Origin of the sequence: Thalassotalea sp. G20_0, from assembly GCF_017744175.1 — a bacterium.
In the GTDB taxonomy this organism is placed as follows: Bacteria; Pseudomonadota; Gammaproteobacteria; order Pseudomonadales; family Endozoicomonadaceae; genus Endozoicomonas.
Genome location: NZ_JAGHQV010000023.1, coordinates 18351 through 42745 on the forward strand (window position 1 = coordinate 18351; position 24395 = coordinate 42745).

The window sequence follows — 24395 nt, forward strand, 5'->3', positions numbered from 1 at the left end:
TTTTATGATTAATAAAGAGATCTGATGAAAGTAAGCTAGATGATGAAATATCACTAAGCTGGATAGGCTAACATAATGATTTTTAATTTGTTTTAATAATTTGTCAGGTTTTTAGACTCTTAAAATCGAGAATGGTTCAATGAAACCAATAAAGAACAAGGTGAAGCAGTCTTTGCTGATTGGGCAGGATAAAGCGGTGGATTTTGCCAGGTCAGCAGCCAGTTCCCTGGAAAATGGCGTCGACCGGCTGCTTAACCGGCGAATGACACTGGGAGTGACCGGCTTCAGTGGCAGTGGCAAAACTACCCTGATCACCAGTCTTATTCATCAGTTACAGCACTATCCTGATGCCCTTCTGGCTGCCTTCCCCCCGGTTCTGCAGGATCGTTTATTGGGGGTAAAACTGTCCGCTCTGAATGGTGCCACACTGTTTCCTTATCAGCGGGGTATTGACGCTTTATCAAGAGGGCGGTGGCCGGAAGCTACAAGGGATGAGTCTGGCTGTCTGCTGGAGATCAAGTTCCGTCAGCCACCCGGGTTATTGCGCCGGGGAAAACCGGGGATCAGTCGTCTTTATCTGGAGATTCGTGACTATCCGGGGGAGTGGCTGCTGGATCTGCCGCTACTGGCCATGGATTACCGTGCCTGGTGTGGGCAATGTCACGCCCTTTTTGACAGTGCCATGCGCCGGTCTATTGGCCGGAGTTTTATCGAAAAGCTGAAGTCCATTAATCCTCTGGAGACCATTTCCGAGCTGGAACTGCAAGTACTGTGGCAGGAACAACTGACCTTTCTCAAGGCTTGTCAGCAGGCGGGTTTGACCATGATTCAACCCGGACGCTGGCTGCATGCCGCACCTTCAGGTGAAGAGAGTAAACTGCCGTTTATCCCCCTGCTGGCCATCATTGGCTGTTCAGAAGATCAGTTGGATGAAGCTGTGGAGGGTTCTTTATTCAAAGTGTGTGAAAGGCATTATCAGCGTTACCTGGAAACCCGGGTCAAACCCTTTTATCAAAATACCTTTCAGAAGGTGGATCGACAGCTGGTGCTGGTGGATGTGCTCAAGTCGTTGAACCGTGGCCAGGAAGCGTTTGATGATCTTCGCTTCTCGTTGACTCAGGTACTGCAAAGTTTCGATTATGGGCGCAACAGCCTGCTCAGACGATTAATTCAGCCACGCATTGACCGGGTCGTTTTTGCCGCCAGTAAAATTGATCAGGTACTGCCTGACCAGCATGAAGCCGTGAGGGGGCTGACAGCAAACCTGGTTCAGGAGGCCAGGCGCAGAGCGGAGTTTAATGCGACGGATGTCCGCTGTGAAGCGGTTGCCGCCGTTCGCTCAACGACATATATCGATTATCAGGGGCACCAGGCTCTGCAGGGGATGACGGAGCAGGGGCCGGGAGTGATACTGCACCCGGATATTCCGGAACAGATTCCGGCGCTGGATGACTGGCAGGCTCTGGGCCAGTGGCAACTGCACCGGTTGATGCCGCCCGGGGGGCTGCAGTTGGTCGCTGGTGGCCGATTACCCCATATTCGTCTGGATAGCATTCTTAATGATCTGCTGGGAGACCGGTTTTCATGACCCGACATCACGATCCATACTTTATCCCTCTGGAACCAGAGCAACCCCTGGAGACTCCGGAGTCCATCAGTGATGGTTTCCAGGATCCGGTGTTGCAGGGACCTGAGCTGGCTGCCAAACCACTGCGCTTTATCAGGTCGGCATGTTACGGGCTTCTGACCCTGCTGTTGATATTGGTGCTTTGGCAAACGGTGGAACTGGGCCTTTTTCTCCATCAACTGCATTGGTCTTTGGCCTTAGTGTTTGCCTTGCTTTTTCTGGCCCTGGCGGTCACTGTCGTTAAAGCCGTGGTGGAGTTTTTCCTGTATCAACGGGACTTCCGACAGATCACCGAACTACAGGCGCAGGCTGCACAGTTTCGAGACCAGAGAACGACAGTACTAACCAGCCAATGGACCGGGCAGTTGAGTAAGCTCTATCAGGGTAAGCCCCAGCAGATGCTGCTGCAACAAGTGTTGTCTGAGATGCCGGATTACAGTGATGACAGCGAGCTGCTGGCTTACCTGGATAGCCATTTTTTCCAGACACTGGACCAGCGAGCACTTGCCTGTATTTCACAACATAGCCAGCAAGTCGCCTTGATGGTGGCTCTCAGCCCATTTGCCGCTGTTGATATGCTGCTGTCGGTCTGGCGCAGTATCCGGATGCTCGATGAGATCTGTCAGGTCTACGGTGTCAGGCCTTCATTGCCTGCCCGTAGCCACCTGTTAACCATGGTTCTGGAACAGATGGTGCTGGCTGGTGCTACAGAACTGCTGTCTGATCAGCTATCAGACTTTACTTCCAACCGGTTGCTTGGCGTGGTCAGCTCCCAGGCTGCCAGCGGGGTTGGCGTCGGTATCTATTCCGCCCGCATGGGGCTCAGGGCCATGGCGCTCTGTCGTCCAATTCCTTATGCTGATGGTCAGAAACCTGGTATTGGTCGTTTAGCCAGAAGTATTCTCGCTGCCATGGACGCCCGGTTTCGGACTATGGCTGATCCCGGAAAAAAAGCAGAATAGTTTTATTCCCACCTCATTGAAGGAGCACCTGCAGCTACAGGTTGCTCCTTAATCTCTATTCCCAATGACGTCTGCATTTTCACTGAGAAACTGACTCTGTTCAGTGGACTATTACGGTCTATTAAAGATTAAAAAGCAATCAAAGCTATGGATAAATACGATCAAAGGGTATTATTTATTCAATATAATGATTTCGATAAACACATAAAGAGCTGTTAGTTATTAATTGATAGGATGCTGCCCTTAACTGGCATTTCCGGGGGAGTCTCAAAAGGCATGGGCCGACCAGCAACAGCAAAGATAAACCTTGATGCACTGCGTCATAATTATCGTATTATCCAACAACTGTCTGCCAGGGGCACTGGTAATGGTCAGGTGATGGCGGTGGTCAAGGCGGACGCCTATGGCCATGGTGCAACAGCCTGTGCAACCGCGCTGGCGGATATTGCCAGCGGGTTTGCCGTTGCCTTTATTGAAGAAGCCCTGGAACTTCGTGCTGCTGGCATCAAACAACCCATACTGCTGCTGGAAGGTTTCTTTGAACCTTCAGAACTGGAAATGATTGACCAGTATCGTCTGGATACGGTGATCCATCATCAGTATCAGATTGATGCATTAGTCGCCCACCGTCCCAAACATCCGGTAAGGCTGTGGCTGAAGATGGATTCCGGTATGGGGCGGGTTGGTTTTGCTCCTGATGAGTACCGCAAAGTCTGGGAACAACTCAATGACCTCCCTTTTGTCAAAGACATTGTGTTGATGAGTCATTTCGCCTGTGCCGACGAGCCGGGCAGTGATCATGCACAACAGCAGCTGACAACGTTCAATACTTATACCCATGGCCTGCCTGGTGAGCGCAGTTTCTGTAACTCTGCCGGGCTGGTTGCCCTGAAAGAAGTGCAGAGTGAGTGGAATCGTCCTGGTCTGCTGCTGTATGGGGTTTCTCCATTTGCGCAAATTCATGATATCCAGCAAACAATAAAACCGGTGATGGAACTGAGTTCAGCCATCATCAGCATCAAAACCATCCCTGCCGGAAGTTCCGTGGGTTATGGCAGTCAGTGGATCGCCCGGAGAACCACCCGGATCGGTGTGGTGGCTATCGGCTATGCAGATGGTTACCCCCGCCATGCCGCCAATGGTACACCGGTGTATATTAACGGCTGCCGTGTACCGCTGGTGGGCAGAGTATCCATGGATATGCTGACGGTGGACTTAACCGATTTGCCCGATGTGCAGATAGGGGACCGTGCCATCCTGTGGGGAGATGACTTGCCTATTAATGAGGTGGCAAAGGGTGCAGATACTATTCCTTATCAGCTGCTTTGTAATTTGAACCGTGTTCCTGTGCTATATCACGGCATTCTCATCCCTGAGCAACTGGATTTTGATCAAATGGAGATCTGATACCAATGCTATTTGCAAATTTCTGAAGCGGAACTTTTTCCCAAACCTATGCTCTGAAGGAAGGGAAAAAAGTAAAGGCATAATCATGAACGCTGCAAATGCTATTATTGATCGTTTTGTCAGTTTTTCTGATTATCAAAGGTCAAGTGAATTTGTAAAAAATCCAACAGCCAATATATTCAGTCCGTTACGAAAAGTAAGTTCAGAGCCTGCAAGAAATAATTATTTACCATTGAGTCACGACTTAAAATTTGAAATTGCCAGTTATCTTAATTTGAAGGACTTTATCGCCTTTAGTTCAATCAATGTTGATAATTATTTTTCGCTTAGATCGGACGACCTTTTGGTAAGAAGAGTTCTTGAAAATGAACCGCAGGTAGTATTCTTTGAAAGACTCAATGATTTAAAACAAAAAGCACGACAATATCCCTTCGAAATTAATGGGCCAATTGAATTGAATGAGAATCATCACGCAATAATACCGCCTGTGGCCACATCTCCCGGGCCTGCACGACTTATCTTAAAGAAAGATCCTGTATACTATAAATATCAATCAGCTAATTTTGTTAAATTATTTCAATGTCTATGTACGCTTGCCAATGATGATTCAACGGATGTCTTTTTTAGAGCACATATTTGTTCGTTAACAATAGATATTAATAACAGGATGAGTTTAAAATACGGTAAAAAAACTGAAGGTGCTACACTTCGCGCGTTATATTTTATAGAGATTGCATCAAAAGTAAACCAACTGATAAGTATTGAAGAAAAAGATAAGAAGCTACATACATTAGCCAATATGATTGAAAATAATGAAATTATAATAGCTAATCTGAGTGAAGTTTATTATTTTAAATCAGTATTAAGAAATAAGAACGAGTTTGATTGGGAAAAGTTTATTGATTATCTGCGAATAAAGAAGAATAAAAAACTGGAACTTTCCGATCTTTAGGCTGTCCACGATCTACTTTTTATGGTATCCAACAAAAAATAAAACTGGCGATGAAGTGGGGATTTGACTCAGGATTTTCATTGATCAATTCGAAGCGGAACTTTTTCCCAATCTGATGATCAAACCAATATGGAATTGCAGAAATGTAGGCATAAGTATGAATTCTGAAAATGCCATTGTTGATAGTTTTGCCAATATTTCTGAGTATCATAGGTCAAGTGAATTTGTAAAAAATCCAACAGCTAATATATTCACCCCGTTACGAAAGGTGAAATCAGAGCCTGCAGAAAACAATTATTTGCCATTCTCCCAGGAATTAAAATTTAAAATTACCCAACACCTTAATTTGAAGGACTTTCTCGCCTTTAGCTCAATCAATGTGGATAATTACCTTTCTCTTAGATCAGACGATCTTTTAGTAAAATTGGCTTTTAAAAACAAACCAAAAGTAAGAATTCTTGAAAGGCTTGAGGATTTAAAACAAAAAGCAGAAAAATACTCTTTTGATATTGATGAAGAAATTAAAACTGATCAGTCTCTGAATGTAATTATACCGGCTATTGCCCTATCTCCGGGTCCGGCAAGACTTATCATAAAAGATATTTTTGGCATTAATGACTATCAACCATACGATTTTGTTAAATTATTTCAACAACTATGCATGCTCGCCAAGGGTGATTCATCGGTAACTGAGCACAAACGACCGGAAGATTCTACAGATGATCCTCTGCAGCCTGATAGAGTTGCTGAAATGACGACAGAAATTGAGGTTTTATCAGTCAACAATGAGCAGTTAGATTCTACATGCAATCCTCTACAGCCTGGTAAAATTGCTGAAGTCATGACAGAAACTGAGGTTTTACCAGTCAAAAATGTGCAGTTAGATCCAGCGGATGTCTTGTTTACAGCACATATTTGTTCATTAGCGATAGATATTAATAACAGAATGAGTTTAAAAGGTGAGACATATGCCACAACATTTGCTTTGTCTTTTTTAAACATTGCATTACAGGTTAAGCAAGTAATAAAAACTGAAGATAAAACTGATAAGGTGGATTCATTAGCCAATATGATTGAAAATAATAGAATTCACCTGGGCAGAATGAGAAAGGCACATTTTAATCGAGTATTAATTAATAATAAAGATGAGTTCGATTGGGACACATTTATTAATGGTCTGACTAAGTAGTGAACCAATTCGGAACTTTTCGACCTAAAGGCTGTCCACGCTCTGCTTTTTGCAAAAAGTCAGATGACCAATTCTCAAGACTGGCTACGCCTGTCACGGGAACTTACTGGTGAAATCACGAGGTGACCGGTCAGTGAACGGTGTTTCCGGAGGTATCGTATATCCACAGGCTGCTCAACCCAACGGGGCCAATGAAGCTGCGGCTACCCTGGCTGCGAGAGTGACTGCATTTGGGCGGCGTTGTTGTCTGAATTCTACTGTCGGGTTATTGGGTGGGTATGTTCTGATGGTTAGTGGTGGTGTGGGCGGTGGTTTTCTCTATTCCCACTCCCGGGGGCTGGAGGCGAATGAGGTTGATACACAAGTTAATGTCATCTACGGTGCCCTGACCGGTTTAATGGTATATGCCGCAGGGGTGTGTTGTGTATTTGCCTGTAAAAAGGCTATCGGTGCAAGGTCTGTTGAGTCTGTTCAGGAACCTTTACCGCTGACGCTGATGGATCAAAATGGCTCACACAGCAGCTAACCCGGATATTTCATAAACATATTTGAGGTGTGAACACACGTCTTGTTCTCCCTGTTTCTGGCCACTATGTCATTGTTGCAGAAAGCTACAGGAGAACGAGCCCTAAGTCATCAGCGGCTTCCGGTAATACTTGAAAAATAAAGGAAACTCATACCAGTCACTTTACCTGCCAGGAATCGCGTGAGAGAAAATGCTTGCTAATTTTGGAACTATATTACCGATTTTCAGTCTAACTCAATTATTGGGTCTACAGTTGCCCTTAATTTGATTGCACAAATCAATACTAATTTCACGATAATTTAAGGAGGCTGAAATGGATGGTGCCATTGAAACATTCTGTGCTCGGGTAGTGAGACACGATTCTCTTATTATGAAGGAGTGTGGCATTAATGAAGAATCGAAACAGCTGGTCTTTGGGCTAGCAGTTCGTAAAGTTGATAATGATTGCCTGCTTAAACAACTGGAAAAGTATCCATCCCTTAGGCATATAGTTGGCAAAAAGGTTGTCAAAAAAGAGGATGTGTCACGATATTGTATCAATCTGGCTAATGAGACTGAACAAAGATTGCCTGGCAGGGTAACACTGGTTACTTGTAATGAGGGATTATTGAGATGGGTAGAGCGTAAAGATGACCTTGTCCCCTATGGGATAGTGAGCTCTGTGGACCCGAACATGCAATTTCATAGAGGTATTGCAAAGGTTATCAAAGAAAAGTTTGGTGGCAACAATAGTAACTATGTTCAGGTGTCTCAGCAGCCCGGGAATCTTATCAGAAACGGTCAATGTTTTACTTATGACTGTACTCGTGGTCACAAACCACCTGAATTCAAAAATTGTCGGGCAGTTCACAATGTGTTGGTTCCTTTAGCGGGTGATGGGGAGTTTGCAGAAAAGCTTGAAAAAACGTTTTTTGAGTTATTTAAAGCGGCTGAAACCAATCAACTACGTCGGATTTACTGCCCTCTGCTCAGTTGTGGTCTTGCGGGTGGCACAGGAAAAGATTTGGCAGAAGCGATTTCGAAAGCCAAGGCTAAATTTGAATCAACAGGCAGGCAAGCACCAGAACTGATTCTGGTGGGCAGGTCTTCTGCAGCCAGTGACCGGACAGCATGCCGAGACTTTGCAAGTCGCTGGGATGTGCTGGCTCAACGCAATTCTGCAACAGGTTCACCGGTTCGCAGTGTAACAACGCCCGCTGCAATGAGCAGCTCCGCGGCTGTGGCCACGGCAATTAACACGGCAGCAAGCACAGGCCGTGCTGACAAGGAGGCAACGACAAAGCTGATTCCTAATCAGCTGGAAATAGCAATGCACCCTGATAAAGGTATGTTTGGTCGTGCCAGAGAACTCTCGAAACAAGGAAAACCATTCGATCTGGTCAATGCTGCAAATTGTGAAATGAGACATAGCGGGGGTGTCGCAGGACAATTTTCAAGTGATCTTGGCGCTCAATTTAACCACGATACCAGCATTCATAAGGTTGGAACTGGCAAGTGTTATACCACCGGGCCCTATGGATATGCCACTGATTCCACCCGTGGTTTGCGCCATTGCCAGCATATTCATAACGTGGTTGCCCCAAATAAGAAAGATTATGATGCGAGTGTTAACCGTTCTGGTGCAGGGGTAGAAAAGTATCAGCTGGATTTCACCAATGCTTTTGTTTCACTGCTCCTTGGAGCCAGTAACAATGGCAGCAATACCATTGTCAGTTGTTTTATAGGCTGTGCAATTTTTGGTGGCAGTGGTGAGGATATGGCCCGTGCGCTCCATGCGGCTTATCAGGATCCTCGTATACAGAAGTTATCCAAAGTACCCAAATTAATACTCGTGGGTTGGGATAATAAGAATAATAAGGATAAGGAAGTACACGACGATTTTATTAAAGCTTTCAAGAGCCTGAACGCGGCTAAACCGGTACATTTACCCACGGGGATAACACCTGTCGGTACCCACCCGGCAGGTGTTTCTGGCACTATGCTTGCCGTAGGACATGGTGCAATCCCAAAGAAAACCGCCTCTTATTTCCAGGCAGCCCAATCGGGAGCGGTCAGATCTGAACCAGCAGTGCCCTCAAGGTCTCAGCCTCAATCCCGGGTTTCAACGCCAGCCGATTCGCCCATACCAAAAAGCGCTGCCAGGCTGTTTAGTCATCCGGTTGGGGTGCTTGCCTTTGCTCGGAGATACTATGGCAATAGTGAGCCATTTTCACTGGTAAATGCCGTGCAGAAACCTGATGATCTGCTGAAAACTGATGTGGCGCTTCAGGGGGGGGGCGTAGGGGGGTATATAGAGCACATGCTCATAGACGGCGGTCAGGCTACCTTCATTCGCAAGGGATACTATCAATGTCAGGCATGGCTTTATAAAAAGACTGACGGCTTTAAAGGCTGCCAGAAAATTCATTCGGTGCTCTTTCCAAAAATAACGGATATAAGTGGGTTTTCGCAGCAGCTGGTAACGTTAATCACCAACGCTGCTCGGGAAGAAAGGCTGGTGTTCCCACTGCATAAGCTTGAAGAGGCTACAGATAGTCAGCTCAAAGCTGTACTGAAGCAGGTTTATTCAGATCCTCAGGTATTATCGATGGCCAGGCAAGGGACGCTGCCAAAACTCTATTTTGTCGGTAAATAAAGGCAAGGTGTCGTTGATGCCGGGTGATGCTTTTACACAAACGACAACGGGTTGGGACAAAGGCCATCCAGGGAGCAGGCGTTTCTTGTCGCACGAGCTTGATGTAGCCAGACTGAGTGTGACTCAGGCTTTCGGGGTGAGGACGTCAAGCAGAAATGCACGTCGGGACAGTCCCGGAGCATCCGGGTCTGATAAACGTTGAGGAACGAATTAAAAAGCCGGATGAGATCCGGCTTCTGATTATCATGTTAACTGGTGCCAAACCTTTCCAGGCTGGCCCTTCTTTCCCTTTCGGAGCGGCGCATAAACCACCAGCCAAACAGGGCTGCCAGAGAGACCACCAGAATAATCAGTGTCGCCATGGCGTTAATTTTCGGTGAGATACCCAGGCGCACCGAAGAGAATACCACCATTGGCAGAGTGGTCGAGCCCGGGCCGGAGACAAAGCTGGCAATCACCAGATCATCCAGAGACAGGGTGAACGCCAGTAACCAGCCAGCGGCTAACGATGGGGCAATGGTTGGAATCGTGATCAGAAAGAACGTCTGCAGTGGTGTTGCACCGAGATCCATCGCCGCCTCTTCAATAGAGCGATCTACCTCCCGCAACCTGGCACTAACGACAACAGCCACATAAGCGGTGGAGAAGGTGACGTGGGCGATCCAGATGGTCAGCATGCCCCGTTCCATGGGCCAGCCGATCAGGTCGGCCATGGTGACAAACAGCAGCAGCAGCGACAGGCCGGTAATCACATCGGGCATCACCAGGGGAGCCGTCAACATGCTGTTGAAGGCGGTTCTGCCACGGAATTTGCCAAAGCGGTCAAGGGCAAAAGCCGACACCGTACCCAGAATGACCGCCATGGACGCGTTATAGAAAGCAATTCTCAAGCTGATCCATACCGCGCCCATCAGTTGTTCATCCTGAAACAGCTCCACGTACCATTTGGTTGAGAAGCCCGCCCAGACGGTCACCAGTCGTGAAGCGTTAAAGGAGTAAAACACAAGGATAAACATGGGCAGATAGAGGAAGGTCAGCCCAAGTATCAGCATGATGGTGGAAAAGCCCGGTGTTTTGATTCTTCCCAGGGTGCTTGTGCGTTCAGTTGCTGTTTCTGTAGAAAGCGTCATTACAGGCTGGCCTCCAATTGTTTCGCCTGCTGGCGATTGAAGAAGGCGATGGGCAAGCACAGGATCAACAGCATGATCATGGCCAGGGCACTGGCCAGCGGCCAGTCACGATTGTTGAAAAACTCCTGCCAGAGCACTTTACCGATCATCAGGCTCTCAGGCCCACCCAGCAGCTCAGGAATCACGTATTCACCCACGGCAGGGATAAAGACCAGCATACAGCCTGCGACAATGCCACCCATGGACAGTGGCAGTGTAACCCTGAAAAAGGTTTCCCATGGACGACAGCCCAGATCATTGGCCGCCTCCAGCAGTGATTTGTCCAGCTGGGTCAGGTTGGCATAAATAGGGAGCACCATAAAGGGCAGATAGGCATAAACGATGCCTATATAAACGGCAATGTTGGTGTTCAGGATCTGCAGGGGCTGGTCAATCAGGCCACACCACATCAGCAGGTTGTTCAATAACCCGTTATTTTTCAGTATTCCCATCCAGGCGTATATGCGGATCAGGAATGAGGTCCATGATGGCAGTAGCACCAGCATGAGCAGGAAACTTTGTTTTCTTCCCGGTGCCTGAGCCATGGCGTAGGCCATGGGATAGCCCAGTAGAAGGCAGAAAAAGGTAGCAACCAGGGCCAGCCTGATCGAGGTCAGATAGGCCTGCAGGTACATCTCATCCTCGGCCAGGAACAGGTAGTTGCCCAGATTTAAATTCAGTGTCAGTACTTCATCAAAGTACTCAAAGATGGCCGAATAGGGCGGAATGGCAATTTCTGCCGATGAAAAGCTGATCTTGACCACAATCAGGAAGGGGACAAGAAAGAATAACAGTAGCCAGAGATAGGGGACGCCAAGAACGAGGCGACGTCCCCACAGCTCCCTTAAGGCGTTTAGCCTCTCTGGTCCACACGCTATCGCGGAGGCACCTTTTGTTAACAGGTTGGACATGACAGATTCCACACAATATCCGTTACCAGTGGCTTACATGTACGACGGTAAGCCTGAATAGTTTACAAAATAGAAAGCCTTCGGCTTTTAGCCAATGGAAAGCCTTCAGACTGTTCTTAAACACGAAAAATATTGAATAAGGTTAGCGGTGATTGATCAGCTATTCAGGACGACACCACTGTCATCATCCCAGCTGATATAGACTTCATCACCCCAGGTCGGGTTGTCGGCGGTCCGGATCACATTCGCCATGTTGGACTGTACCGTCATGCCCGACGGAAGCCGGATATGATAAACCGAATGTCCTCCCAGATAGGCAATGTCGTGTACCACACCCTTGCTCCAGTTGTAGTTCCCTTCCGGTTGCTCCCGGGTCACCATGGTTTTTTCAGGACGCACGGCAATCCAGACTTTGCGGTCTTCCAGTGGTGCCATGATACCGTGGCCAATGTAGATCGGCTGTTGCACCTGTTGCGATTGAATGATGACGTAACCCGCTTCTTCTTCGGTGATTTCTCCTTCAAACATATTGACGGAACCAATGAATTCGGCGGTCATGCGGCTGTTGGGGTTTTCGTAGATATCGATAGGGGTACCCACCTGGACAATCCAGCCGGCATCCATAATGCCAATGCGCTCGGCCATGGTCATCGCCTCTTCCTGATCGTGGGTCACCATAATGCAGGTGACGCCTACCTCTTCGATGATATCCACAACCTCAAGCTGCATGCGGCTGCGCAGCTTCTTATCCAGCGCACCCATGGGCTCATCCAGCAACAGCAACTTTGGCCGCTTTGCCAGGCTTCTCGCCAGGGCTACACGCTGGCGCTGACCGCCGGAAAGCTGATGGGGTTTACGGCGGGCATACTTTTGCATATGCACCAGTGTCAGCATCTCCTCGACACGCTGGGCAATGATGTCTTTGGGCAGGCGGTCCTGCTTTAAGCCAAATGCCACATTTTGTTCCACGGTCATATGAGGGAACAGGGCATAGGACTGAAACATCATATTGATGGGGCGCAGATACGGTGGCAGATGAGTAATATTCTGCCCATCCAGATAAATTTTGCCCTCAGACGGTGTTTCAAAGCCCGCCAGCATCCGCAGTAATGTGGATTTTCCAGATCCAGAGCCACCCAGCAGTGCGAAAATCTCACCCTTTTTAATATTCAGACTGACATTATCAACAGCGATAACGTCATCGAACTTTTTGGTGACCTGGTCGATTTTGACCAGGATCTCATTGCCTGAGCGACTTTTTGTCGCAGGTGTCGAAAGCGTCGACGGCGTTGGGGGATGTTTCGGGGAGGCAGATGCTGTACTCATCTAAAATTTTCTCCAGCCCGGAATATAAAGAACAGGGTAGAACCCGGTGAGTGTGCTTTAATAGGCTCTGTTGACATAAGTTTATCGTTAGAAACTCAGGTTCGCTTGTGGCGACCATGAGTTCTTTGCTTATGAAAAGAGCCTTCAAACCCTCAAGGAAGTGAAAAGCCCGCGCATTGTCCATAAAAATGCAGGGATTGAAAATGATTTTGCGATAAACCCTGATGGAGGATATTAGTAATCCTCACTTGCAGATTCATCATTGGTACCCTAACCTCCCTCTGCTGAAGGGGAGGTGATTTACCCATTAGATATTAGAATAACGGTTGTCTTAATCAGGATCTGTCCTAAAAAAGATGAATACAAAGCTCACTAATCCCTATTGCTATTGTGTTCCACTTTTCCTGGTGCCTGAACACGCATTGTCAATAAACGACTGAAATCATGAGAAGCCGAAAAGAAGTTGTTCGCCAGTTGGATCGTATCGATCGTAATATTCTCCGCACCCTGCAAGAGCAAGGGCGTATATCGTATGTAGAGCTGGCGGATAAGGTCGGGCTGAGTACGACGCCGTGTATGGAACGGGTCAAGCGCCTGGAAAGGGAAGGTATTATTCAGGGCTATTCTGCACGCCTGAACCCGAAGTATCTTCAGGCAGGGCTTCTTGTGTTTGTGGAAATCAGCCTCTATACCAAATCCGCTGATATTTTTGATGACTTTCGCAAAGCGGTCATCAAGCTGCCAAACGTGCTGGAGTGCCATCTGGTCTCTGGTCACTTTGACTATCTGGTCAAAGCCAGGATTTCAGAGATGGCCTCTTACCGTGAGCTGTTAGGGGATATTCTTCTGAAGTTGCCAGGGGTCAGGGAGTCCAAGAGCTATATCGTGATGGAAGAACTCAAGGAAACGCTTAGCCTGCCAATTGCAGATTAACTGTTTCCTGGCTTGTTTAAGATTGTTTGTGAGTGCTTACTTATACTCTGATCAGCTTCAGAAAGGTATCTAACCTTCCTGAAGTTCGCCCGCTACCTGATAATCCCTTATGTAGTAGTTCAATGCGACTTCGTCCTGATCTTCGATACTGCGTAAAACAAAACCTGCGGCGAAATCAGCCTGTTCACTGACGGTTTGACACCAGACGCACTCTGCACTCATGGATACTCGATAAGCACCTTCCTGTGGCCCTGGCAAGATCAGTGTGACATTCCGGGTTTCTGATGGCCTGACACCCTGATTGGTCAGTATGCTGAATCCTCCTTTTGAGACATCTTCAAGAATGCCGATAGACAAACCGGTGTCGTTATCCAGCACTTCTGCGGTTTTTTCCAGTGTTTTTCTGGGAAATCGACGCTTTTCTTGTTGTGTTTGCGACATTTTGGCCTCCATGGATTAGAGGGAAGGAAGAACTAAGTTATCACCTTTTGTTTTCAAAATGCATCTTTTACCTGTTTTGCCAAAACAGGTTTTTATGAAAACGTGCTTTATGGCTGGTGAGATTTTAAGTCAATTAGTTGATTTAAATAGCGGCCAATGGCGGCAGAGCATGACGTTTCCTAAAACTTATTGACTGTTGACAACAGGACTTAACTTCCTCTGTAATCGAATAAGGCGTTATCAGAAAGCCTGGTTGTTGATAGAGCTTTAACCGCTGACTGTGATTAAAGTTCTACCATATAAAACAACAATAAACAGCCACGTCTGTCAGCTTGCCCTAACCCCGGGATGCCGATAGACAGGGCACTAAACCAGAGCCTGCTGCTCTGCAACATACGGAGGGATCCCGTCATGTTCAGACAGATTGCCGAGGCGCGTATCAACGATCTTCATTGCAAATTTGATGAAGAATCCGGCCTCAAATCCGTCATCGCTATTCACAGTACCCGCAGAGGTCCAGCCCTCGGTGGGTGTCGAATCATTCCCTATTCTTCCCCTGACGAAGCCATCACTGATGCCATTCGCCTTGCCCGTGGTATGAGCTACAAATCAGCACTGGCTGGCCTGGATCTCGGGGGCGGCAAAGCGGTCATTATGGAACCGGAAGGAGACTATGACCGGACAGCGCTTTTCAAAGCGTTCGGGCGTTTTCTCAATGAGCTTGGCGGTCGTTATGCAACGGCTATGGACAGTGGCACAACGGTGGCGGATATGGACACCATTGCTACTCAGTCAGCCCATGTGACCTGTACTTCATCCGGTGGCAGCCCGGCACCTTTTACCGCTGAAGGGGTTTATTATGGAGTGCTTGCCTGCCTTAAAGCCCATCCTTCTCTGCCAGATAATCTGAAAGGTTTAAGGGTCGCTGTTCAGGGGCTGGGTAATGTTGGCTATGCCCTTTGTCAGCGACTGTTTAACGATGGGGCACAATTGATTGTTGCCGATATCAATCAGGATCGTGTTGATCAGTGTGTCCGGGAGTTCGGTGCCAAAGTGGTTGCACCGGATGACATATATTCGGTGCCCTGCGATCTGTTCAGCCCCTGTGGCCTTGGCGGCATCCTCAATAGCGACACCATTGGCAAGTTACAGTGTGCTGCTGTTGCCGGCTCAGCCAATAACCAGCTGCTGACTGAGGAAGACGGTATTGCCCTCTTCGACCGTGACATTCTCTTTGCCCCGGACTACCTGATTAATTCCGGTGGATTGATTTTTGTGGCCATGACTTACCTGCAAAGCAGTCAGAGTGATATGCACCGTCGCCTCCGTGGCATTCATGACACCCTGTTAGAGATTTTCAGCCGACAGAATCAGGCCGGGTTACCCGCCAGTGTTATTGCTGACCAGATGGCCGAAGCCATTGTGCATGGTGATAACTCTTCACAATTGACGGCATAGGGAGAACAGAAATGGATTTAACAGCAAACCCTTCCCTCGCCATGGAACAGTTTCTGGATGCTGAAGGCGAAGTCATCAAACGACTGCCAGCCTGGGTCAGTAATCAAGACATTCTCATTGATTACTACCGATCCATGGTGATCGCCCGGCAGGCAGATCAGAAAGCGGTGGCATTGCAGCGGACCGGTAAGATGGGCACTTACCCTTCCTGTCTTGGACAGGAGGCCATCAGCACGGTGTGTGCTGCCCTGCTGGAAAAAGAAGATGTTCTGATTCCTTATTACCGGGATCTTCCGGGGTTGATGCGACGAGGCATTGCTCTGAGTGATGTCATGCTCTACTGGGGCGGTGATGAGCGCGGGAGTGCCAGTCCGGCCTGGGGTCAGGATCTGCCGAATTGTGTCCCCATTGCGACACAGGCTGGCCACGCGGCAGGTATCGCCACCGCCATTAAAATCCGCCACGAGGCCGGAGACCCGTTGCAAGTGGCCTTATGTGCACTGGGTGATGGCGCTACCTCGAAAGGGGATTTTGGCGAAGCCCTGAATCTGGCCGGTGCCTGGCAGCTGCCCGTGGTTTATATCATTAACAACAATCAGTGGGCGATTTCGGTTCCCAGAAAAATTCAGTCCGGTGCACCGACGTTGGCCCAGAAAGGGCTGGCTGCTGGCCTCCCGTCTTACCAGGTTGATGGAAATGATGCCATTGCGCTTCATGAAGTGGTCAGTGCCGCTATTGACCGTGCACGCCAGGGTAAGGGCGCTACCGTGATAGAAGCGGTCAGCTACCGGCTTTGCGATCACACCACGGCCGATGACGCCAGCCGTTACCGTGCCAGTGAAGAACTCAAGGATGCCTGGCAACAAGAACCCATCAAGCGGCTCCGTAACTTCCTGCATCACCGGGGGGTGTGGGATGAGCGCAAAGAACAGGCTTTAAAAGATGAGGCTGACCGTATCATTGAGCAGGCCGTGGCAACCTATCTGAACACTCCGCTGCCTGCTATTGAAGACCTGTTTGATTATCACTATGCGAATATGCCAGCCCAACTGGAGCAGCAGAAAAACGAGGCGCTTGCCAGAGAACAGATGCGTCAGGAGAACATGAAATCAGCCGGAGGCCATCTCAATGGATAATAAACTGACCATGGTTGAGGCCGTCAACCTGGCGCTTGATCATGCTATGGACAATGATCCGGATGTTGTGTTGCTTGGTGAAGACATTGGGGTCAATGGTGGTGTCTTTCGGGCAACCCAGGGGCTGCGGGATAAATATGGCCTGAAGCGGGTGATGGATACTCCGCTGGCGGAAACCCTGATTGCCGGTATCAGTGTGGGTATGGCGGCCCAGGGGATGAAACCGGTGGCGGAAATACAGTTTATGGGGTTTATTTTTCCGGCAATGGAACAATTAATCTGCCACGCAGCCCGCATGAGAAACCGAACCCGGGGGCGGTTGGCGTGTCCCCTGGTGCTGCGGGCTCCTTTCGGCGGAGGTATCCATGCCCCGGAACATCATTCGGAAAGCACGGAAGCACTGTTTGCCCATATTCCGGGGTTAAGAGTGGTTATTCCATCGTCACCGGTCAGAGCCTACGGTTTGCTACGTGCTGCCATTAATGAACCGGATCCGGTTATCTTCCTGGAGCCAAAGCGTATCTACCGGGCAAGTAAACAGATAATTGATGCTGCCAGTGACCCTCTGCCACTGGACACCTGTTTCACGTTAAAAGTCGGGCAAGATGTCACATTGGTCAGTTGGGGGGCATCGGTTCGTGAAACCATGGAGGCAGCCGACATTCTGGAGGGGCATGGCATTTTTGCAGAAGTGATTGATGTGGCTACCATCAAGCCTCTTGATATGGAGACAATTCTGACGTCAGTCAGAAAGACCGGACGCTGTGTCATCGTTCATGAAGCTTGTCGGAGTTTTGGTGTGGGGGCCGAGATTGCTGCCGGTCTTATGGAAAGGGCATTTGATGATCTGAAGGCACCCGTTGAACGGGTGACCGGTTTTGATACGACAATGCCCTACTACAGGATGGAAGACCATTATCTGCCTCAGGTCGATGATATTGTCAGGGCATCGATCAAGAGTCTTGCCAGACACTAACCATCATTTGTTAATACCGGAATCATTATTTCAATAGCCCTGAGCGGCAAATACTGCCAGAACTGTATGACTGCAAAACCAGAAGTAGGCGGTATTTTTATAACAAAAAGGTACATTCATGCGTTTTTTCAATTTACCCGATTTAGGGGAAGGTATACCTGAAGCCGATATTGTTGAATGGCACGTGGGAGAAGGGGATAGCATCAGGGAAGACCAGCCTATGGTCTCTGTCGAAACAGCCAAAGCCGTTGTGGAAGTTCCCGCACCCTGCACCGGAGTGATTGCCCGTCTCTGTGGTCAACCTGGTGACACTATTCTTACCGGAGCCCCGCTGGTGGAGTTTGTAACCGATGAGGAAGATAGCGGTACGGTAGTGGGTAAACTGGCCATTGATGATGCCAGCACCAATAGCGATGATGCTTTTATTATTGGTTCACCAGCGGATGGCCAGGTGCAACCGTCGTCTTCATCTCACATGGTTCAAAGTGGACTTCAATCACTGGCTGAGCAATTTCAGGTGGACCTTGCTGCGGTGACCAATCATAGAACCGCTGCACAACCTGCCATTTCCTATCCCCTGGAACATCCAGAGCCATTGAAAGGTGTCCGCAAGCATATGGCCCGCACCATGGCAGAGTCTCATGCTTCCGTCGTCCAGGTAACGCTGTTTGATGATGTGGATATTGATCACTGGGATGATAAAGAAGACATCACCGTTCGTCTGATTCAGGCGATTGCCAATGCCAGTGCCGTGGAGCCTGCGCTTAATGCCTGGTTTGATGGCGCTTCCATGAGCCGTCAGCTTCACGATGCTGTTGACCTGGGACTGGCGGTAGATAGTGAAGAGGGACTCTTCGTTCCGGTGATGCGTGATGTGGCAAAAATGAAGAAAGCAGAAGTACGTGAGAGTATCAATAAGCTCAGGGAAGGGGTGAAAGACAGAAGTCTGCCAAACTCAGAGCTTCAGGGGGCAACCATCACGCTGAGTAATTTTGGTGTCTTTGCCGGAAAATACGCGACACCGGTTGTTGTGCCGCCAACCGTTTGTATTATCGGTGTTGGCAGGTTAAGGGAAGAAATCGTCAGCGTTGATGGCAAGCCTGAGAGCCACCGTACCCTGCCTTTGTCACTGTCGTTTGATCACCGCGCAGCAACGGGTGGTGAAGCAACACGTTTCCTCCATGCAATGATTCAACAGTTGCAGAAGTAGTTAAAAATCCACATTATAAATTCTGGGGCAAAGAAAAATGCGCTATCAGCTTGCTGTTAAAAAAGCAGGGCTGTGTTGATAGTGCCATGCCTGTCGGGCAGCTTTTCCAGGACGAAAAGGCTAAGTGCGAGACCATCAGAAGTTGCGAGCGATGAAGAATAATATCTCTGCCAGCATGCTGCAAGGAAGTCCGTTGTTATAAGACTGTTGTTATGAAAAGTGCATCAATGTAGGCCAGATTTTTTCGACTGAATGTTCGTATCCCGCTTTTGCCGGTCATGACACCGAGTTCTCTGGTTTGTCGGACAGGCATTTTATGTCACCTTTTTCTATAGCATTGTTGATCAGTATGAACTGCTTTTCTGGCATTCAGACCTGCTCGATAAAAGTTATAAAAAAATGTGGTCAAAGTTCTGACTCTGCCGATAGCGTATTTGTGAAGGTTAAGCTTCCAGATGAGCTATCGGTCAAACGTTCCTGGTAATGATTTCAGGAAATCAAGCAGACAAAGGTGGGTGAAGGCATGGACATCTTCAATACATATCAGCAGAGATTTCAATCAACCCAGCAGGAAGAGCTGACCATCGAAGAGTATCTGGCACTGTGCAGGCAGGATTCTTCTGCCTATGCCAATGCGGCTGAGCGCATGCTTATGGCCATTGGTGAGCCGGAGATGGTGGATACCTCAAGGGACCCAAGGCTCAGTCGTATATTTTCCAATAAACTGATTAAGCGTTATCCGGCATTCCGTGAATTCTATGGTATGGAAGAGGCGATTGAGCAGATCGTTTCCTATTTTATGCACGCTGCCCAGGGGTTAGAAGAGAAGAAGCAGATACTTTACCTCTTGGGGCCAGTGGGTGGCGGTAAGTCTTCTCTGGCTGAAAAGCTGAAGGCGTTGATGGAGAAAGTCCCGTTCTACGCGATAAAAGGTTCACCGGTTTTTGAGTCGCCTCTTAATCTGTTTAATCCTGATGAAGATGCCGACATTCTGGAAAAAGAATATGGCATTCCCAATCGTTACCTGGGCGGCATCATGTCACCCTGGGCGGTTAAGCGGTTAAATGAGTTTGGCGGTGATATCACCAAGTTCAGAGTGGTGAAGCTGCATCCCAGTATTCTGAATCAAGTGGGTATTGCCAAGACCGAACCCGGCGATGAGAACAACCAGGATATATCCAGCCTTGTGGGCAAGGTGGATATACGACAGTTGGAAGAATACTCTCAGGATGACCCTGATGCCTACAGCTTCTCTGGCGCACTGTGCCGTGCCAATCAGGGCATGATGGAGTTTGTGGAAATGTTCAAGGCTCCCATCAAGGTACTCCACCCGCTGCTGACCGCTACCCAGGAAGGAAACTACAACAGTACCGAAGGTATGGGGGCCATTCCTTATAACGGTATTATTCTTGCCCACTCTAATGAATCCGAGTGGCAGTCATTCAGGAATAATAAGACCAATGAAGCCTTTATTGACCGGGTGAACATCGTCAAGGTGCCTTACTGCACCCGGGTGACGGAAGAAATTCATATTTATGAAAAGCTGCTGGCCAACAGCTCGCTCAAGGAATCCCCCTGTGCACCGGATACCTTGAAAATGCTGGCTAAGTTCACGGTCCTTTCGCGTATCAAGGAGCCGGAAAATTCCAATGTGTATTCCAAGATGCGGATCTATGATGGCGAAAACCTGAAAGATACCGACCCCAATGCCAAGCCACTACAGGAGTACAAGGATTCAGCGGGTGTTGATGAAGGCATGGAAGGTTTGTCTACCCGTTTTGCTTTCAAGATTCTTTCCAAGGTATTCAACTTTGACCCTACGGAAATTGCCGCTAACCCCGTGCACATGCTCTACGTACTGGAGCAGCAGATTGAGCAGCAGCAGTATCCGAAAGAGGTGCATGAACGTTATCTGCGCTATGTGAAAGAGTTCCTGGCACCCAAATACATTGAGTCCCTGGGCAAAGAGATTCAGACTGCCTATCTTGAGTCGTACTCCGAGTATGGACAGAATATTTTTGACCGATACATCACCTATGCTGACTTCTGGATTCAGGATCAGGAATATCGTGATCCTGAAACCGGCGATATTCTCGACCGCTCGGCAATCAATGATGAGCTGGAGAAAATCGAGAAAGCGGCCAGTATCGCCAATCCAAAAGATTTTCGTAACGAAGTCGTTAATTTCGTGCTCAGGGCCAGGGCCAATCACAATGGACAAAACCCGAGCTGGCTCAGCTACGAAAAAATGCGCACCGTGATTGAGAAGAAAATGTTCTCCAATACGGAAGACCTGCTTCCGGTGATTTCATTCAATGCCAAAGGCAGTCAGGAAGATCAGCGCAAACACAATGAGTTTGTTAAGCGCATGGTAGAGAGAGGGTATACCGAGAAGCAGGTCAGGTTGCTGGCTGAATGGTATATCCGGGTGCGCAAGTCGCAGTAACTGCCGTCCGGGTAGAGAGGCAGGGCGAATGGATTCTCGCCCTGTTTGTCATAAAGGGCACACAAGGAGCGTGTTCATGAGTATTATTATCGATCGACGGTTGAATGGAAAAAATAAAAGTACCGTCAATCGCCAGCGGTTTCTTGAGAGATATAAGAAGCATATCAAGAAAGCAGTGTCTGATGCTGTAAATAAACGCTCCATTACTGATGTGGTTTCTGGCAGCGAAGTCACCATTCCCCGAAAAGATCTTTCTGAGCCGGTATTCCGCCACGGTCAGGGTGGGCGTTATAAGCAGGTTCATCCGGGCAACAAGGAGTTTGTCAGTGGTGATCGTATCAAGCGGCCATCGGGCGGCGGTGGCTCCGGAAGCGGTAAGGGCAAGGCTGGCAACAGCGGCGAAGGGATGGATGAATTCAGCTTCCAGATCAATCATGATGAGTTCCTGGAACATATGTTTGATAACCTTGAGCTGCCAAACCTGGTTCGGAAACAGCTGGAGGATATGACGGAATTCAAGATTCGACAGGCAGGGTATACGACAGCAGGCTCTCCGGACCGTCTGAATGTGGTGCGTTCCCTGCGTTCAGCCCATGCTCGTCGTATTGCCTTATCCGGCGGTGATCGTCGGGAGATACGGGCACTGAAAAAAGAGCTCCGGGAAATGGAAGTCAGCCCGGATGAAACGAATCAGCAACGAGTTGTTGAGTTAAGAGAACGGATAAAAGAGCTGAATGCCAAGCTGAAAAGGCTACCATTTATTGATGACTTTGACCTGAAATACAACAACATGGTCAAAGTGCCTTCGCCCAGTAATAAGGCCGTTATGTTTTGTGTGATGGATGTGTCCGGATCCATGACTCAGGACATCAAAGACATGGCCAAGCGCTTCTTTATTCTGCTCTATCTGTTTTTGCAGCGTAATTATAAAGAGATTGAAGTGGTCTTTATCCGTCATCATACAGCCGCAAAAGAAGTGGATGAGGATGACTTTTTCTATTCCAGGGAAACCGGGGGAACCATTGTTTCCAGTGCCCTGGAAATGACCCGTGATGTGATCAATAAGCGTTACAGCCCGGTGGACTGGAATATTTATGTTGCCCAGGCATCGGACGGTGATAACTGGGAAGGGGATTCCAGTGTCTGCACCAAGATTCTCACCGAGCAGATTATGCAAAAGGTCCAGTATTACTGTTATGTGGAAATTACCGACCGTGCCCACCAGAATTTATGGCGTGAGTACCAGAGTGTAGCGGAGAAGTTTAAAGATCACTTTGCCATGCAGCAGATTAAATCGCCCAGTGATATTTACCCGGTTTTCCGTAAACTGTTTGAAAAAAAGGAAAATGCATGAGCAGCCAGTTGATTTCCAGTGAGCCGGAGTGGACGTTTGAGCTGATTCAGGAATACGACAGGGAACTGGCCCGTCTTGCTGATCGCTTCCGCCTTGAAACCTACCCGAATCAAATTGAGATTATCAGCTCTGAACAGATGATGGATGCCTATGCCTCAACGGGTATGCCATTAATGTATAACCACTGGAGTTTTGGTAAACACTTTCTTCATACCCAGCAAAACTACCAACGGGGCAGAATGGGGCTGGCCTATGAAATTGTGATCAACTCAAATCCCTGCATTGCCTATTTAATGGAAGAAAATACGATGACCATGCAGGCACTGGTATTAGCCCATGCCAGCTATGGTCATAACTCATTCTTCAAAGGGAACTATCTGTTTCAAACCTGGACCGATGCCGAGTCTATTATCGACTACCTGTTATTTGCTAAACATTATATTTCGGAATGTGAAGAGAAGTATGGCATTGAGGCGGTTGAGGAAATACTCGACGCCTGTCATGCATTAATGAATCAGGGGGTTAATCGATATAAACGGCCCCGGCCCTTATCCGCTGAGCAGGAACAGGCCAGGCAGGAAGAGAGGGCGGAGTATATCCAGAGGACTCTGAACGACATTTGGACCACCATTCCAAAGGTTGAGAAAGATGAGCAGGAACAGGAAGAACGTTTTCCTAAAGACCCGGAAGAAAACCTGCTCTATTTCCTGGAAAAGAATGCACCGTTATTGGAAACCTGGCAGCGGGAGCTGTTGCGAATAGCCAGAAAAATTGCCCAATACTACTACCCTCAGAAACAGACTCAGGTGATGAATGAGGGGTGGGCCTGTTTCTGGCATTACCACCTTCTGCATGAGCTGTACAACGAGGGCAAGGTGTCCGATGGTTTTATGCTGGAGTTTCTTCACTCCCATTCCAGCGTTATCTATCAGCCACCTTTTGATAGCCCGCAATACAGTGGCATCAACCCATACACCCTCGGCTTCCATATGTTTATGGATATTCGTCGTATTTGTGAAAACCCTACCGATGAAGACCGGGAGTGGTTTCCGGATATTGCCGGCAGCGACTGGCTGGATACTGTTCACTTTGCCATGAAAAACTTTAAGGATGAAAGCTTTATCCTGCAGTTTCTGTCACCCAAAGTGATGCGGGATTTAAGACTGTTTTCAATTCTGGATGATGAGTCCCGCACTTATCTTGAGGTGGACAGCATTCACGATGAAACAGGCTATAAGGCCATCCGTGAGTCACTGGCCGCTCAGTATAACCTGGGTAATAGGGAACCCAACATTCAGGTTTATAATGTCAATGTCCGGGGCGACCGCATGCTGACGCTCCGTCATTACCAGCATGAAGGTCGACCATTGGGAAAAGAGACCGACGAGCTGTTGAAGCATATACACAGGATCTGGCAGTTTGATGTGGAGATTGAGTCGTTTGAAAATGGCACAGTCACTCAAAGCTGGCAGTGCAGTGAGAATAAGAAACGCAAATAAACGTCGATTGATAGCTGATACATTTACGGTAAATATTAAGCAACTATCCATTCATTTTTGAACCACAAAGGACACAAAGAGCACGAAGAAGAGCTTTTCTTTTCCTTTGTGCTCTTTGTGTGTTTTGTGATTCCCATTCAACATGATCCATATCGGAGTTATACAACTTATTCCTTCTGATCAAAAAAACAACCTGCCTGATTTCGGATTAATAACCTGACAGTTTTTACTATCAGTG

General features: G+C 48.1%; 19 protein-coding genes. 15 read left to right on the forward strand and 4 right to left on the reverse strand.

Annotated features, from left to right (window positions below; genetic code table 11):
* Positions 1-139: 139 nt before the first annotated feature.
* The 7 genes from J7438_RS14650 (at position 140) to J7438_RS14680 (ending at position 9298) form a co-directional block, all read left to right on the forward strand.
* Positions 140-1588, forward strand: a complete 1449-nt coding sequence (locus J7438_RS14650) for a YcjX family protein (RefSeq protein WP_209277121.1) — start codon at positions 140-142, stop codon at positions 1586-1588.
* Entirely contained in the window at positions 1585-2589 is a 1005-nt protein-coding gene (locus tag J7438_RS14655) for a YcjF family protein (RefSeq protein ID WP_209277122.1), read from the forward strand. Before J7438_RS14650 ends, J7438_RS14655 begins: the two co-directional genes overlap by 4 nt.
* A 276-nt stretch (positions 2590-2865) precedes the next feature.
* Positions 2866-3996: an alanine racemase gene (alr, locus tag J7438_RS14660; RefSeq protein ID WP_209277123.1), complete on the forward strand. Its 1131-nt coding sequence runs from the start codon at positions 2866-2868 to the stop codon at positions 3994-3996.
* A gap of 85 nt (positions 3997-4081) precedes the next feature.
* Positions 4082-4948 carry a hypothetical protein gene (locus J7438_RS14665; RefSeq protein ID WP_209277124.1) on the forward strand — a complete coding sequence of 289 codons (867 nt, stop codon included), beginning with the start codon at positions 4082-4084 and terminating at the stop codon, positions 4946-4948.
* Between the two features lie 157 nt (positions 4949-5105).
* On the forward strand, positions 5106-6137 hold the full coding sequence (locus J7438_RS14670) for a hypothetical protein (RefSeq protein ID WP_209277125.1): 1032 nt from the start codon (positions 5106-5108) through the stop codon (positions 6135-6137).
* Between the two features lie 109 nt (positions 6138-6246).
* Entirely contained in the window at positions 6247-6663 is a 417-nt protein-coding gene (locus tag J7438_RS14675; RefSeq protein ID WP_209277126.1) for a hypothetical protein, read from the forward strand.
* Positions 6664-6976: 313 nt separating this feature from the next.
* Positions 6977-9298 (forward strand): macro domain-containing protein, encoded by a 2322-nt coding sequence (locus J7438_RS14680; protein ID WP_209277127.1) that lies wholly within the window; start codon positions 6977-6979, stop codon positions 9296-9298.
* 248 nt (positions 9299-9546) lie between these two features.
* Here the strand turns inward: J7438_RS14680 and J7438_RS14685 are convergent, their stop codons facing one another.
* From J7438_RS14685 to potA, 3 genes are all read right to left on the reverse strand, one after another.
* Positions 9547-10377, reverse strand: coding sequence for an ABC transporter permease subunit (locus tag J7438_RS14685; protein ID WP_209277188.1), 831 nt, complete (start codon positions 10375-10377; stop codon positions 9547-9549).
* A 50-nt stretch (positions 10378-10427) separates the two neighbouring features.
* Positions 10428-11378: an ABC transporter permease subunit gene (locus J7438_RS14690; RefSeq protein ID WP_209277128.1), complete on the reverse strand. Its 951-nt coding sequence runs from the start codon at positions 11376-11378 to the stop codon at positions 10428-10430.
* 156 nt (positions 11379-11534) lie between these two features.
* Positions 11535-12704, reverse strand: coding sequence for a polyamine ABC transporter ATP-binding protein (gene potA, locus J7438_RS14695; protein WP_209277129.1), 1170 nt, complete (start codon positions 12702-12704; stop codon positions 11535-11537).
* Positions 12705-13148: 444 nt separating this feature from the next.
* On the opposite strand from potA, the gene lrp reads away from it, so the two are divergent.
* Positions 13149-13637: a leucine-responsive transcriptional regulator Lrp gene (lrp, locus tag J7438_RS14700; protein WP_020582577.1), complete on the forward strand. Its 489-nt coding sequence runs from the start codon at positions 13149-13151 to the stop codon at positions 13635-13637.
* Between the two features lie 69 nt (positions 13638-13706).
* Here the strand turns inward: lrp and J7438_RS14705 are convergent, their stop codons facing one another.
* A complete protein-coding gene (locus J7438_RS14705; RefSeq protein WP_209203217.1) occupies positions 13707-14078 on the reverse strand; it encodes a PilZ domain-containing protein in 372 nt (123 codons plus the stop codon).
* A 411-nt stretch (positions 14079-14489) separates the two neighbouring features.
* On the opposite strand from J7438_RS14705, the gene J7438_RS14710 reads away from it, so the two are divergent.
* The 7 genes from J7438_RS14710 (at position 14490) to J7438_RS14740 (ending at position 24157) form a co-directional block, all read left to right on the forward strand.
* Positions 14490-15536: a Leu/Phe/Val dehydrogenase gene (locus tag J7438_RS14710; RefSeq protein ID WP_209203216.1), complete on the forward strand. Its 1047-nt coding sequence runs from the start codon at positions 14490-14492 to the stop codon at positions 15534-15536.
* 11 nt (positions 15537-15547) lie between these two features.
* Positions 15548-16672, forward strand: a complete 1125-nt coding sequence (pdhA, locus tag J7438_RS14715) for a pyruvate dehydrogenase (acetyl-transferring) E1 component subunit alpha (protein ID WP_209277130.1) — start codon at positions 15548-15550, stop codon at positions 16670-16672.
* Positions 16665-17648: an alpha-ketoacid dehydrogenase subunit beta gene (locus J7438_RS14720; RefSeq protein ID WP_209203214.1), complete on the forward strand. Its 984-nt coding sequence runs from the start codon at positions 16665-16667 to the stop codon at positions 17646-17648. Before pdhA ends, J7438_RS14720 begins: the two co-directional genes overlap by 8 nt.
* 118 nt (positions 17649-17766) lie before the next feature.
* Complete coding sequence (locus J7438_RS14725) at positions 17767-18858, forward strand: dihydrolipoamide acetyltransferase family protein (protein WP_209277131.1); 1092 nt, start codon at positions 17767-17769, stop codon at positions 18856-18858.
* A 523-nt stretch (positions 18859-19381) separates the two neighbouring features.
* A complete protein-coding gene (locus tag J7438_RS14730) occupies positions 19382-21304 on the forward strand; it encodes a PrkA family serine protein kinase (protein ID WP_101748262.1) in 1923 nt (640 codons plus the stop codon).
* A gap of 76 nt (positions 21305-21380) precedes the next feature.
* Positions 21381-22658: a YeaH/YhbH family protein gene (locus J7438_RS14735; protein ID WP_209277132.1), complete on the forward strand. Its 1278-nt coding sequence runs from the start codon at positions 21381-21383 to the stop codon at positions 22656-22658.
* On the forward strand, positions 22655-24157 hold the full coding sequence (locus J7438_RS14740) for a SpoVR family protein (protein ID WP_209203211.1): 1503 nt from the start codon (positions 22655-22657) through the stop codon (positions 24155-24157). Before J7438_RS14735 ends, J7438_RS14740 begins: the two co-directional genes overlap by 4 nt.
* Positions 24158-24395 lie beyond the last annotated feature (238 nt).

What these genes read in the sequence shown, in the direction of transcription:
- J7438_RS14670 (WP_209277125.1), top strand. Translation starts at nt 5,106, where the DNA reads ATGAATTCTGAAAATGCCATTGTTGATAGTTTTGCCAATATTTCTGAG.
- lrp (WP_020582577.1), top strand. Translation starts at nt 13,149, where the DNA reads ATGAGAAGCCGAAAAGAAGTTGTTCGCCAGTTGGATCGTATCGATCGT.
- alr (WP_209277123.1), top strand. Translation starts at nt 2,866, where the DNA reads ATGGGCCGACCAGCAACAGCAAAGATAAACCTTGATGCACTGCGTCAT.
- J7438_RS14740 (WP_209203211.1), top strand. Translation starts at nt 22,655, where the DNA reads ATGAGCAGCCAGTTGATTTCCAGTGAGCCGGAGTGGACGTTTGAGCTG.
- J7438_RS14730 (WP_101748262.1), top strand. Translation starts at nt 19,382, where the DNA reads ATGGACATCTTCAATACATATCAGCAGAGATTTCAATCAACCCAGCAG.
- J7438_RS14710 (WP_209203216.1), top strand. Translation starts at nt 14,490, where the DNA reads ATGTTCAGACAGATTGCCGAGGCGCGTATCAACGATCTTCATTGCAAA.
- J7438_RS14690 (WP_209277128.1), bottom strand. Translation starts at nt 11,378, where the DNA reads ATGTCCAACCTGTTAACAAAAGGTGCCTCCGCGATAGCGTGTGGACCA.
- J7438_RS14720 (WP_209203214.1), top strand. Translation starts at nt 16,665, where the DNA reads ATGGATAATAAACTGACCATGGTTGAGGCCGTCAACCTGGCGCTTGAT.
- potA (WP_209277129.1), bottom strand. Translation starts at nt 12,704, where the DNA reads ATGAGTACAGCATCTGCCTCCCCGAAACATCCCCCAACGCCGTCGACG.
- J7438_RS14680 (WP_209277127.1), top strand. Translation starts at nt 6,977, where the DNA reads ATGGATGGTGCCATTGAAACATTCTGTGCTCGGGTAGTGAGACACGAT.
- J7438_RS14650 (WP_209277121.1), top strand. Translation starts at nt 140, where the DNA reads ATGAAACCAATAAAGAACAAGGTGAAGCAGTCTTTGCTGATTGGGCAG.
- J7438_RS14725 (WP_209277131.1), top strand. Translation starts at nt 17,767, where the DNA reads ATGCGTTTTTTCAATTTACCCGATTTAGGGGAAGGTATACCTGAAGCC.
- J7438_RS14655 (WP_209277122.1), top strand. Translation starts at nt 1,585, where the DNA reads ATGACCCGACATCACGATCCATACTTTATCCCTCTGGAACCAGAGCAA.
- pdhA (WP_209277130.1), top strand. Translation starts at nt 15,548, where the DNA reads ATGGATTTAACAGCAAACCCTTCCCTCGCCATGGAACAGTTTCTGGAT.
- J7438_RS14665 (WP_209277124.1), top strand. Translation starts at nt 4,082, where the DNA reads ATGAACGCTGCAAATGCTATTATTGATCGTTTTGTCAGTTTTTCTGAT.
- J7438_RS14735 (WP_209277132.1), top strand. Translation starts at nt 21,381, where the DNA reads ATGAGTATTATTATCGATCGACGGTTGAATGGAAAAAATAAAAGTACC.
- J7438_RS14705 (WP_209203217.1), bottom strand. Translation starts at nt 14,078, where the DNA reads ATGTCGCAAACACAACAAGAAAAGCGTCGATTTCCCAGAAAAACACTG.